Annotated in this window: 10 protein-coding genes and 1 riboswitch; of the genes, 3 read left to right on the forward strand and 7 right to left on the reverse strand. The window is 59.4% G+C overall.

The genetic code is table 11. The features are described 5' to 3' along the window. Nucleotides 1–53: 53 nt before the first annotated feature. Entirely contained in the window at nt 54–950 is an 897-nt protein-coding gene (yegS, locus tag CWM58_RS21650; RefSeq protein ID WP_165785835.1) for a lipid kinase YegS, read from the forward strand. Between the two features lie 262 nt (nt 951–1,212). On the opposite strand, the gene CWM58_RS21655 is transcribed toward yegS, so the two are convergent. From CWM58_RS21655 to dalD, 4 genes are all read right to left on the reverse strand, one after another. Continuing rightward, entirely contained in the window at nt 1,213–1,875 is a 663-nt protein-coding gene (locus tag CWM58_RS21655; RefSeq protein ID WP_100681754.1) for an HAD family hydrolase, read from the reverse strand. Nucleotides 1,876–1,923: 48 nt separating this feature from the next. Further along, nucleotides 1,924–3,201, reverse strand: coding sequence for a D-arabinitol transporter (gene dalT / locus CWM58_RS21660; RefSeq protein ID WP_100681755.1), 1,278 nt, complete (start codon nt 3,199–3,201; stop codon nt 1,924–1,926). Between the two features lie 70 nt (nt 3,202–3,271). Beyond that, nucleotides 3,272–4,735 (reverse strand): xylulokinase, encoded by a 1,464-nt coding sequence (gene xylB, locus CWM58_RS21665; RefSeq protein ID WP_100681756.1) that lies wholly within the window; start codon nt 4,733–4,735, stop codon nt 3,272–3,274. Nucleotides 4,736–4,744: 9 nt separating this feature from the next. Then, a complete protein-coding gene (dalD, locus tag CWM58_RS21670) occupies nt 4,745–6,112 on the reverse strand; it encodes a D-arabinitol 4-dehydrogenase (protein ID WP_100681757.1) in 1,368 nt (455 codons plus the stop codon). A gap of 206 nt (nt 6,113–6,318) precedes the next feature. Here dalD and CWM58_RS21675 point away from each other — a divergent pair, with 206 nt between their 5' ends. Further along, complete coding sequence (locus tag CWM58_RS21675; RefSeq protein WP_100681758.1) at nt 6,319–7,260, forward strand: sugar-binding transcriptional regulator; 942 nt, start codon at nt 6,319–6,321, stop codon at nt 7,258–7,260. An 81-nt stretch (nt 7,261–7,341) separates the two neighbouring features. On the opposite strand, the gene fbaB is transcribed toward CWM58_RS21675, so the two are convergent. From fbaB to thiM, 3 genes are all read right to left on the reverse strand, one after another. Continuing rightward, nucleotides 7,342–8,394 (reverse strand): class I fructose-bisphosphate aldolase, encoded by a 1,053-nt coding sequence (gene fbaB / locus CWM58_RS21680; protein WP_004201578.1) that lies wholly within the window; start codon nt 8,392–8,394, stop codon nt 7,342–7,344. A gap of 147 nt (nt 8,395–8,541) precedes the next feature. Then, nucleotides 8,542–9,342: a bifunctional hydroxymethylpyrimidine kinase/phosphomethylpyrimidine kinase gene (gene thiD / locus CWM58_RS21685; protein ID WP_023323018.1), complete on the reverse strand. Its 801-nt coding sequence runs from the start codon at nt 9,340–9,342 to the stop codon at nt 8,542–8,544. Beyond that, nucleotides 9,339–10,112 carry a hydroxyethylthiazole kinase gene (gene thiM / locus CWM58_RS21690; RefSeq protein WP_100681759.1) on the reverse strand — a complete coding sequence of 258 codons (774 nt, stop codon included), beginning with the start codon at nt 10,110–10,112 and terminating at the stop codon, nt 9,339–9,341. The genes thiD and thiM overlap by 4 nt, the downstream gene beginning before the upstream one ends. 34 nt (nt 10,113–10,146) lie before the next feature. Continuing rightward, a riboswitch (TPP riboswitch) is annotated at nt 10,147–10,244 on the reverse strand. A 230-nt stretch (nt 10,245–10,474) separates the two neighbouring features. Between thiM and CWM58_RS21695 the strand changes: the two genes are divergently transcribed. Next, complete coding sequence (locus CWM58_RS21695; RefSeq protein ID WP_100681760.1) at nt 10,475–12,451, forward strand: alkyl/aryl-sulfatase; 1,977 nt, start codon at nt 10,475–10,477, stop codon at nt 12,449–12,451.

Consider the following 12,451-nt stretch of genomic DNA (forward strand, 5'->3'; position numbering starts at 1 on the left):
GCTTTCGTCATGCGGTACACTTTATGCAACATTGCGCAATAAAGGTTCCCTTGATGATGTCTACGTTTCCTGCCAGCTTACTGATCCTTAACGGCAAAGGTGCCAATGAACCGCAGTTACGCGAGGCGGTTAACCTGTTACGCAACGAAGGGATCGATATTCACATCCGCGTCACCTGGGAAAAGGGCGATGCCGTGCGGTTTATCGATGAGGCCCTGCAGCTGAACGTTGAAACGGTGATCGCCGGCGGCGGCGACGGCACCATTAATGAAGTGGCGACCGCGCTGGTGGAGCGCGGCAGCAAGATGGCGCTGGGAATTTTACCGCTGGGCACGGCGAACGACTTTGCCACCAGCGTCGGTATTCCGCAGGATCTGGCCAGCGCCCTCAAGCTGGCGATTGTCGGCCGCGATGTGCCGATAGATATCGCCCGGGTGAATGATAAAACCGGCTTTATTAATATGGCAACCGGCGGGTTCGGCACCCGGATCACCACCGAAACGCCGGAAAAACTCAAAGCCGCGCTCGGCGGTGTCTCTTATTTAATCCATGGTCTGATGCGCATGGATACCCTGAAGCCGGACCGCTGCGAGATCCGCGGGGAGAACTTTCACTGGCAGGGCGATGCGCTGGTCATCGGCATCGGCAACGGTCGCCAGGCCGGCGGCGGCCAGCAGTTGTGCCCGGAGGCGTTGATTAACGATGGTCTGCTGCATCTGCGCATTTTCACCGGCGAAGAGCTGATCCCTGCCCTGTTCAGCACCCTGGCTAATCCGGAAAACTCGCCGAATATTGTTGACGGTGTCTCCTCATGGTTTGAGATCACCGCGCCCCATGAGATGACGTTTAACCTCGACGGCGAGCCGCTCAGCGGCAAAACCTTCCGCATGGAGCTGTTACCGGCGGCCCTGCGCTGCCGGCTGCCGCCCGACTGCCCGCTGCTGCGCTGAGGGTGACGGATGCCCATCGCCCGGCGGCGCTGCGCTTGCCGGGCCTACGGTCCACAGATCTCATGCCGCCCGGATAAGCGCCTCGCCAGCCGGTGAATCAATGTAGGCCGGGTCAGGCGGCAGCCGCCACCCGGCAAAAGACCGGTTTGGCGCCCCCCTGAACCTCTCCCGCGGATTAAGGCTATAAATGGGGCGTGAGCGCAGAAAAGAGAGTGACCGACCGTGTACATCCCGGGATTTTCTGCGCTCACGAAAGCGTAAGTTATGCGACCGCCGCTGGCTCGGCGATAAGCGCTTCCAGCAGTTCAGGTAAGGTTTGATAGCGGCCGACCGCGGCCTGATAGCGCCCCTGTCGGCTATCTTCGGCAACCACCGCCGTGGGAATACCGGCGGCCTGAGCCGCGCAAAAGCCGGTAAAGCTATCCTCAATCACCAGACACTGGCTGGCGTTGAGATTGAGCTTGCGCAGCGTCGTCAGGTACACCGCCGGGTGCGGTTTGCCGCGAGGTTCATCATCCGCGCTGGAAACCACGTCGAAAAAGTGCCAGAGCGAGAGCTTGTTCAGCACAGCGGCAATAACCTGGCGGGATGATGACGTGGCGAGCGCAATCTGATAGCCCGCCTCGCGAAAATAGCGTAACGCCTCCTGCACCCCGCACATCGGCTCGCCTTCGGTGGCGATCAGGCCGGTAATACGCTGCAATATCGCGGCTTCAAGCCGCTGTGGGGCGAGATCAAGCTGAAAATAGCGGCACCAGGTGCCGGCAATTTCGTCGAGGCGTTTGCCTTTGGTCAGGGTTTCACATTCATCCACGCTCGCCGTTGCCCCCCACTGCGCGAGGGCGTCAATCTGCGCCTGTCGCCACAGCGCCTCGGAATCAATAATCACGCCATCCATGTCAAAAATAACCGCCTGCATACTCATTCGTTCACCTCATTAAGGCTGGCATGAAGCGCATGCCAGCCGCATCACCTAAGAGAATTCAACCTGCTCGTGGGCGGGCGCTTCCTTGTGGCAGAACCCCGGCTGCTCCACGCGGATAAAGGCGCAGAGGAAAAAGGCCACCACGTACAATGCGGTGTAGGCGATCACCACCCCGATGGTGCTGAAGAACGGCAGCAGCACCACGGCAATCGCCGGCGCGAGAAAGTTCGACATCCCCGCCGACAGGTTGTAGACCGAAATGGCCGCGCCTTTGTGCTTTGGCTCCAGCGCCGGGAACACGGCGGCCAGCGGCACGAAGGCGGCGACAAAGATCCCGAGGGCGATGGCGGGGATCAGCGCCATCGCAAAACTATGGCCAAAGTGCTGAGGGATGTAGTAAAACGCCAGGCTGGAGAGCGCCATCCCGATGCAGCCGAACCAGCGCACCACCTTCATCCAGCCCAGTTTTTCCCCCAGGATCCCCCACAGCACGTTAGAGAAAATGGTGGTGAAGAAGAAGACCGCCCATACCTGGAGCCATTCTGAAGTGGTGAAGCCCAGCTCATCGACAAACATCATCGGCATAATGACCGCAAAGCCGAACAGCGAGAGGGTATTGATAATCCTGACCATGCTCGACAGCAGAATATTGCGGTTGGTATAGAGCAGCGTCGCGGCGCGTCCCAGCTCAGAAAACTTCTGGCGAGTGGTGAGATTCTGCATATGCTGCGGCGTCTGAATATGGCGCAGGGAAGCCAGGGCAATCACGCCCCCGGTGACACAGAAAGCCAGCGCCAGCCACAGTGTGCCCAGTTCGCCAATATGCGGAATAGTGAAGCTTGGAATATAGCTGCCGAACACGCCGATGCCGATGGAATACACGGCCCAGAACCAACCGATGGCCGAGCTGGCATTGTCGCTTTTTACGTTGTGAATAATGGCGACAATAAACGAGTAGAGGAACAGCGGATAGGCGAAGCCGCGGATGCCGTAGAAAATCAGGATCAGCGCATAGTTGGCATGACCGAGGCCGAAAACGAGGAACAGCACGTGGAACACGCACCACAGTACGAAGCCAATCATCATCGTTTTTAGTGGGGTGATGATTTCCGCCACCACGCCGGAAATCCATGCCGACAGCGCGGCGGCCAGGCCGTAGAGGGTAAAGGCAAAGGAGGCCTCCGCCGGAGAAAAGCCGAGCGCTTTGATATAGTGCGACAGAAAGGCTAATTCAAAACCGTCGCCGGTCATAAATACGGCAATGGCGATGTATCCCCAGAGCAGGTTCAGGGGTAAACCGAGCCACTGTTTATTATTGATAGACATAATGACCTCGTTTTCAGGGTACAGGGTGGCCGCTCCGCGACGTGCAACGAAGCGGCTGTTATGATGAAAATCAGTGCTGCCGATAATTCAGATCGTTTAAATACAGGTCTTTAAACTGCGCGTAGCGTTGCATCAGGGTGTGGTGGCGAACGGGATCCGCACGCCAGGTCTGCCAGACTTCCGGTTTTTCACACACCGCGGCAATCGGTTTGCCCGCCGCCAGGCAGGCCAGCCGCGCCGCGCCCAGCGCGCCGCCGGTCTCTCCCCCTTTATGGGTCACCACCGGCATAGCGAGTATATCGGCCAGCAGCTGGGCCCAGAACGGGCTGCGGGCGCCGCCGCCCACCAGCGAGCACTGCGCGATCGGCGTACCGCTCTCTTTCAACGCCTGCAGGCCGTCATTGATACCGAAGCTCACCCCTTCCAGCACCGCGTAGCCAAGCTGGGCGCGGAGACTGGCGTGGGTCATGCCCCAGAACATGCCGCGCGCGTCAGGATCGTTATGCGGGGTACGTTCGCCGGAGAGGTAGGGCAAGAAAAACGGGGCGTGAGCTTTCTCCTCCTCGCTGAGCTCGGCAATTTCCGCCAGCAGCGCCACCTCCGTGGTGCCGGTCAGGCGGCAGAACCACTGCAAACAGCTGGCGGCGCTCAGCATGACGCTCATCTGGTGCCACAGGTTCGGCAGCACGTGACAAAACGCATGTACCGCCGACTGCGGCGCCGGACGATAGGCGTCGGTCACCACAAACAGCACCCCGGAGGTGCCGAGCGAAATAAACGCATCCCCCGGCGAGACCGCGCCGACGCCAATGGCGCTAACCGCGTTATCCCCCCCGCCCCCGGCCACCACCACCGAGGCGTTCAGTCCCCAGCGCGCCGCCACCTGCGGATCAAGGGTGGCGGAAACCTCACAGCCTTCGACCAGCGTCGGCATTTGGCTGCGCGACAGGCCGCACTTGTCCAGCAGAGCGTCGGACCAGTCGCGCTTCGCCACGTCCAGCCACAGCGTCCCGGCGGCGTCCGACATATCGGAGACTTTCTTCCCGGTCATCCGATAGCGCAGATAATCCTTCGGCAGCAGCACCGTGGCGGTGCGCTGAAAGTGTTGCGGCTCATGACGGCGTACCCACAGCAGCTTCGGCGCGGTAAAGCCCGGCATCGCCAGGTTTCCCGCCACCTGATGCAGCTCCGGCGCCATCTCCTCCAGCTCGGTGCACTCTGCGGCGCAGCGGGTGTCGTTCCACAGAATGGCCGGACGGATCGTCTCCCCCTTTTCATCCAGCAACACCGCGCCGTGCATCTGCCCGGAGAGGCCAATCGCCTTAATGGCCGGCCAGTGCTGCGCGCATTTTTCCCGTAGCGTGTTCATCAGGTACTCCGTCGCCTCCCACCATAACTCCGGCGATTGTTCTGACCAGTGCGGATGGGGCCGCTGAATACTCAGCGGCGCGCTATGGCTGGCGATAACCTCATAGTTCTCATCAATGACCAGCGCTTTGACTTCCGATGTGCCGAGATCGATACCCAGATACATAGCCACCTCTTATTTAATCAGCGTGTAAACGGCAGCGACTTTCTCGCGCATCAGCGCCAGGAAATCCGCGTTGTTGGCCAGGTCACCAAACAGGGCTTTATCGCGGGCGTAGACAGCCACCGGATCCTGAGCCTCATACATCTCATGCACCGCCTGCGCATCCAGGATGCCGTCCTGGTACTGATACGGCAGCGTTCCCTTATGCCACTGCTCCATAAAGACGAAGAACAGCGCCGGCAGCATGGCGGTCGCCTCAGGGCGGACGCCGCGCTGATAGCACTCCTGCAGCGTGGGGGCGATCATCGCCGGAATTTTCGAGAAGCCGTCGGCGGCGACACGCTGGTTGGTGTCCTGGATATAGGGGTTGGTAAAGCGCTTAAGCACCACATCCCGGTAGGTCGGCAAATCAATGCCGTTATCGCCGAGGCAGGGAATGACATCCTCCGTGACGTAGCGGTCGGCAATGGCGTAGATAGCATCGGTGAGCGTGCTTTCATGAATATACTGCTGGCCAATTAAGGTTCCCGCCCAGGCAATGCAGCTGTGCGACGCGTTCAGAATGCGGATTTTCGCCTCTTCATACGGGATGACCGACTCCACCATCTCCACGCTGACCGCCTCGAGGTTCGGGCGGACATCGCGGAAGTGGTTTTCCACCACCCACTGGATAAAGGTCTCCCCCATCACCGGCGCTTTGTCATCAATCCCGGTTTGCGCTTTGATGCGGGCAGGCAGATCGGCCGCCGGACGCGGGGTGATGCGGTCCACCATGGTGTTCGGACAGGTGGTATTGGCCGCCATCCAGTCAATCACCGCCTGTTTGCCGGTGAGTTGCAGGAACTCCACCATGCCGTCGTGGAAACGCTCGCCGTTGTGGCGCACGTTGTCGCAATTGAGCAGGGTCAGCGGCCCGGCGTTGTCGGCCATGCGCTTCTCCAGGATCCGCGCGAGGGTGCCGTAAATGGTTTTGCACTCGCCTTTCAGGTCGGCCTGCAGATCGGGGTTACTGGTTTCCAGCTGATGGCCGGTATTCAGGTAGTACCCCCCTTCCGTCACGGTAAAGGCGATAACTTTGGTCTGCGGGTTGGCCCCTTCGTCAATCAGCGGCTGCAGCCCGGCCTGCCACGGCAACAGTTTCTGGATAGAAGTGATTTCTTCATATTCGCGCTCCCCTTCCGGGCTGACGGTCTCCAGGACGTAACGTCCTCCCTGCGCCGCCAGCGCCTGCACCACCTGCTCGGCGTCGTTACGAATATTTCCCGCCGCGATGTGCCAGCGCTTATCCCCGGACGCTATCAGACGATGCAGATACCACGCCTGATGCGCGCGATGAAAAGAACCCAGACCAATGTGAAGCCATGTGAATTGATTGTTCATGTTCTGCTCTCCTTGAGTTGATGGCGCCACTGTAATTGATCATTTGACCAAAATAAGAGCCACGGATCACAAAAGAGCAATTAACCAATTAAATTACAAATGACCAGATAAGAGCAAAAGCTTGCCAGTTATCTCAACCACGGCGAGAATGCGGGTATTCGCCGGGCCAATTGCGAGCCCTGGTTAGCAACTTAGGGCGGGAAACCATGAGTAAAGAAGACGATATCCGGTTGGATCAGAAGGTGCGTGCCGCATGGATGTACTACATCGCCGGTCAGAATCAGAGCGAGATTGCCAGCCAGCTAGGCACCTCCAGACCGGTGGTGCAACGGCTGATCGCCGCCGCGAAAGAAGAAGGGATAGTGTCGATTAATCTGCACCATCCGGTGGCCAACTGCCTCGATTATGCGCAGTTGTTGCAGGAAAAATACAGCTTGATCGAGTGCAATGTGGTCCCCGCCTTTAGCGAAGAAAGCACCCTCGACAGCGTGTCGTTTGGCTGCTATCAGCTGATGGCTCGCTATCTGCAGGATGATAAAGAGAAAATCATCGGCCTGGGCTCGGGCCTGACCCTGAAAAAAGCGCTGCAGCGCATCGATTTTGACAGCCTGAATACCCGCTGCGTGGCGCTGATCAGCGCCATGAACGCCGACGGGGAGTGCAACTATTACGATGACGTGCCCCTGCTGCTGACGCGCAAAATAAAAGCCAAGTACTATCAGTGGCCGGCGCCGCGCTACGCCCACAGCGCAGAGGAGTATGAGATGTGGTGCACCAACCGCTTATTCCGCAGCGTCTCCGGCGTCGCCCGAGAGGCGGACGTGATTTTTGTCGGCATTGGTCCCCTGGGCACGCAAAGTCCGATCTTTAAAGACGGGTTTATCAATCAGGCGCAAATGGATGAGCTGACCGCGCGCGGCGGCATCGGAGAGATCCTCGGACGGTTTATCGATGCGGAAGGCCACGTGGTAGACAGCGAGATCAACCGCATGATCACCAGCTATGATATCCGTCAGAACCACTGCCCGCGTATTGCCGCGGCGTGTGGAGAATACAAACGACCGGCGATCCTGGCGGCCCTTAAAGGCGGCTGGATCAATGGTCTGGTGACCGATGAACATACCGCCCGCTGGCTGCTGACGCGGTAACGGCGCGGCCTGAAGGCGCATAAAGAACGGTAACCCCGGTGCGCGTCGCGCCACCGGGGATCCCAACGATACTCGTGCTTATCAGGCGATAGTCACTTTCCCGTCGAGGTAGACGTCCTGCACGGCATTGATCAGCTTCACGCCGTCGGCCATCGATTTCTTAAACGCCTTCCGGCCGAGGATCAGCCCCATACCGCCGGCGCGTTTATTGATTACCGCCGTGCGCACCGCGTCGGCAAGATCGGTCTCCCCGCCCGCCGCGCCGCCGGAGTTGATCAGCCCGGCGCGCCCCATATAGCAGTTGGCCAGCTGGTAGCGCACCAGATCGATGGGGTTATCGCTGGTCAGTTTGCTGTACACCCGATCGTCGGTATAGCCGAAGTTAACCGCTTTGTAGCCGCCGTTATTCTCCGCCATTTTTTGCTTAACAATATCGGCGCCGATGGTGGCCGCCAGGTGGTTGGCCTGACCGGTCAGGTCCGCGGAAACATGATAGTCGACACCGTCTTTCTTGAATGCCGAATTGCGCAGATAGGCCCACAGCACGGTGACCAAGCCCAGCTCATGCGCCCGCTCAAAGGCGGCGGAAATCTCTTCTATCTGACGACGCGATTGTTCCGAGCCGAAATAGATCGTCGCTCCCACGGCCACCGCCCCCATATTGAACGCCTGCTCGACGCTGGCGTAGAGGGTCTGGTCGTATTCGGTGGGATAGCTCAGCGTTTCGTTATGGTTGAGCTTCACCAGGAAAGGGATGCGATGCGCGTAGCGGCGCGACACCGAGGCCAGCACGCCATAGGTCGACGCCACGCAGTTACAGCCGGCTTCGATCGCCAGCTCGACGATATTTTTCGGATCAAAGTACAGCGGGTTGGCGGCGAAGGAGGCGCCCGCCGAGTGCTCCACGCCCTGGTCAACCGGCAAAATGGAAAGGTAGCCGGTTCCCCCCAGGCGTCCGGTATTGTACAGGGTCTGCATATTGCGTAGCACCGCCGGTGGTCGGTTGTTATCCACCATCACCCGATCAACATAATCTGCCCCAGGCAGATACAGCTGGTCGGCCGGAATGGTTATACAACGGTGCTGCAACAGGCTCTCGGCATCTTTGCCCAGCAACTGCGTAATATCAGTCATAGCAATCTCCCGTAAGGCCGGCCGAAGCCGGCATGCATTATCCCAACCCAATTTTTTTGGGCAGGTTAAGCCTGGTACCGACTTAGCCTATTTTCCAGCCGGGGGGCCATTTTTTCAGGAGATTCTGCTGTCCCGTTGCGCTGCCATTTACCACCAGGCGTGGAAATGGTGCACCGGCCCGATGCCGTGGCCCACTTCCAGAGAGTCGGCCTGCGCCAGGGCCGCCGACAGCCAGGCCTTCGCCTCGGCGACGGTGGCCGCCCAGTCCGCATGACGGGGGCGCAGCGCCGCCAGCGCGGCGGAGAGCGTGCAGCCGGTGCCGTGGGTATTTTTGGTCTGCACGCGAGGCGTGGTAAACCGCTGTTCCCCTTCGCGGGTGAAGAGCCAGTCCGGGCTTTCGGCGTCGTCGAGATGGCCGCCCTTCATTAATACCGCGCCGCAGCCCAGCGCCAGCAACGCCCGCCCCTGCTCCAGCATCTCGCGCTCGGTGCGCGCATGGGGGGCATCGAGTAGCGCGGCCGCTTCCGGCAGGTTCGGGGTGATCAATGACACCTGCGGCAACAATCGTTGACGCAGGGTCTCCACCGCCGAGGCCGACAGCAGCGGATCGCCGCTTTTCGCCAGCATGACGGTATCCAGCACCACGTTGGCCACCCGGTAGCGCGCCAGCCGCTCGGCCACGGCTTCCACAATATCGGTCTCCGCCAGCATGCCGATTTTGGTGGTATCGATACGCACATCGCCGAACACCGAGTCGAGCTGCGCGGCCACAAAATCCGGTTCGATGCGATAGACCGACTGCACGCCACGGGTATTCTGCGCCACCAGGGCGGTGATCACCGAGCAGCCATAGGCCCCCAGCGCGGAGAAGGTTTTCAGATCGGCCTGGATACCGGCCCCACCGCTGGGATCGGTGCCGGCGATGGTCAGGGCGTTGATGCGTTTCATCCCTGCACCTCCTGATACAGCGCGTCGAGAAACGCCGGAATAAAGCTGCCAGGGCCTCCCTGACGGGCGGCGATCTCCCCGGCCTGCTTCATCAGCCCGCAGGCGGCGGCCACGTTTTCCAGCCGGTCTCCCGGCAGCGCCGCGCTCGCCGCCACCACCGCCGACAGCGCGCAGCCGGTGCCCACCACCCGGGTCATCAGCGGATTACCCCCCGCCACGCTGAGCACCCGCTCGCCGTCAGTGACGTAGTCCACCTCGCCAGTGACCGCCACCACGGTAGCCAGCCGACGAGCCAGCGCCTGGGCTGCCGGCAGCGCCGCGGCGGCCGTATCGGTGGTATCCACCCCGCGCCCGCCGGCGCTCATCCCGGCCAGCGCCAGAATTTCAGAGGCATTGCCGCGAATGGCCGCCGGCTGCAGGGCCAGCAGCTCATGACAAAAGTCCGTGCGCACGGTCAGTGCGCCGACCGCCACCGGATCCAGCGTCCAGGGCTTCCCGGCCTGATGGGCGTGCTCTACCGCGGCGCGCATGGCCACGGCGCGATCTTCGGTCAGGGTACCGACGTTAATTAACAGCGCATCGGCGATGGCGGCAAACTGCGCCGCTTCGCGGGGATCGATCACCATCGCCGGCGAGGCGCCGACGGCCAGCAGAACATTGGCGGTAAAGGTCTGCACCACGTCATTGGTCATGCAGTGGACTAGGGGGGAATGGGCGCGCAGCAGGTGGCGCAGGTGCGCGACAGGCGCGGGATTCAGCAGCTCAGGCATGGTTTGCTCCCGCCAGACGAGGGAGAAGCAATGACCCTGCGGTCTCTGACTTCCCTACGCTGGCATTATCCAGATCAGGTGGTACGGGTATTTCTCAGCCTTCAACGAAGAAGGGCACCCCGAGTCATAAAAGCGGTACAACATTTCCAGTCAGCAGGGTACGAAATGTGGCGGTGTAACACAAGCCAACCTGATTTCTTTTCCCGTTTATGTAAGTACTACAAAAGGAGTAAAACACGCATTTTTTGTAAGCAAAACTGGATGAATGTTAATGCATGGTTATATTTAGAAAATCTGTAACAAACAGTCACCTGCATTAGATCGGTAAAACCGAACGAACCATGCAATTAATGAGGATTCCAATGAAATTGACCCCGATAGTGAAAGGGTTAGCGTTAGCGGGTTTATTAAATAGTCTCGCTTTCGCCGCCTGGGCGGATACGTCAGCCAAAGAGGCGACCGAAGCGACCAAAAAAGCGAACGATGCCCTCTACAATCAACTTCCCTTCTCCGATAACACCGATTTCACCAATGCGCATAAAGGCTTTATTGCCGCCCTGCCGCCGGAAGTCATTAAAGGCGAACAAGGCAATGTTATCTGGGATCCGGGCCAGTATGCCTTCATCAAAGAAGGGGAAAAAGCGCCGGAGACAGTGAACCCGAGCCTGTGGCGCCAGTCGCAGTTGATTAACATCAGCGGCCTGTTTGAAGTGACGGACGGGGTCTACCAGATCCGCAACCTCGATCTCTCAAATATGACGATTATTGAGGGTAAAGAGGGGATCACCGTCGTTGACCCGCTGGTCTCGGCAGAAACCGCCAAAGTGGGCATGGACCTGTACTACAAAAACCGCGGTAAAAAACCGGTCGTCGCGGTGATCTACACCCACAGCCACGTTGACCACTACGGCGGCGTGCGCGGGGTGGTTGATGAAGCGGATGTGAAATCCGGCAAAGTGAAAATCTACGCGCCAGCCGGCTTTATGGAAGCCGCAGTGGCGGAAAACATCATGGCCGGGAACGTCATGAGCCGCCGCGCCAGCTATATGTACGGCAACCTGCTGAAACCAGACGCCAAAGGCCAGGTGGGCGCCGGTCTGGGTACCACCACCTCTGCGGGTACCGTCACCCTGATTGCGCCAACCAACATTATTGACAAGGACGGTCAGAAAGAAGTTATCGACGGCCTGACCTACGACTTTATGCTGGCGCCGGGCTCCGAAGCGCCGTCAGAAATGCTGTGGTATATCGAAGAGAAGAAACTGATCGAATCCGCAGAAGACGTCACCCATACCCTGCATAACACCTACTCGCTGCGCGGGGCGAAGATCCGTGAACCGCTACCGTGGTCGAAATATATCAACCAGGCGATCGTCCGCTGGGGCGATAAGGCTGAGATCATTATGGCTCAGCACCACTGGCCGACCTGGGGCAACGAGAACGTGGTTAACCTGCTGAAGAGCCAGCGTGATCTGTATCGTTACATCAACGACCAGACCCTGCGGATGGCTAACGAAGGCCTGACCCGCGATGAAATCGCCGCTAACTTTAAGCTGCCGGACAGTCTGGCCAACACCTGGGCTAACCGCGGCTACTACGGCTCGGTCAGCCACGATGTGAAAGCGACCTACGTGCTGTATCTCGGCTGGTACGACGGCAACCCGGCCACCCTCGACGAACTGCCGCCGGAAGAAGCGGCGAAGAAATTCGTCGATTATATGGGCGGCGCGGATGCGATCCTGAAGAAAGCGAAAGAAGATTACGACCAAGGTAACTACCGCTGGGTCGCCCAGGTGGTCAGCAAAATTGTCTTCGCCGACCCCAACAACCAGCAGGCGCGTAATCTGGAAGCCGATGCCCTGGAGCAGTTAGGCTATCAGGCGGAGTCCGGCCCGTGGCGTAACTTCTACCTCACCGGCGCCCAGGAGCTGCGTAACGGCGTGGTGAAAGGCCCGACCCCGAACACCGCCAGCCCGGACACCGTCCGCGCCATGACCCCGGAAATGTTCTTTGATTACCTGGCGGTCCATATCAATGGCGAAAAAGCGGGCAATGCGAAGTCGGTGTTCAATATCGATCTGGGCAATGACGGCGGCAAATATAAGCTGGAACTGGAAAACGGCGTGCTGAACCACACCGCGAATGCGGAAGCGAAAGAGGCGGATGCCACCCTGACGCTGGATCGCGCCACCCTGAATAAAATCATTCTCAAAGAAGAGACCCTGAAGCAGGCGGAAGAGAAAGGGGAAGTTAAAATCAGCGGTAACGGGGCTAAACTCGATGAAATGCTGGGCTATATGGATAAGTTTGACTTCTGGTTTAACATCGTGACGCCGTAA

The organism is Klebsiella sp. H-Nf2, assembly GCF_002806645.1.
Classification (GTDB): Bacteria; Pseudomonadota; Gammaproteobacteria; order Enterobacterales; family Enterobacteriaceae; genus Klebsiella; species Klebsiella variicola.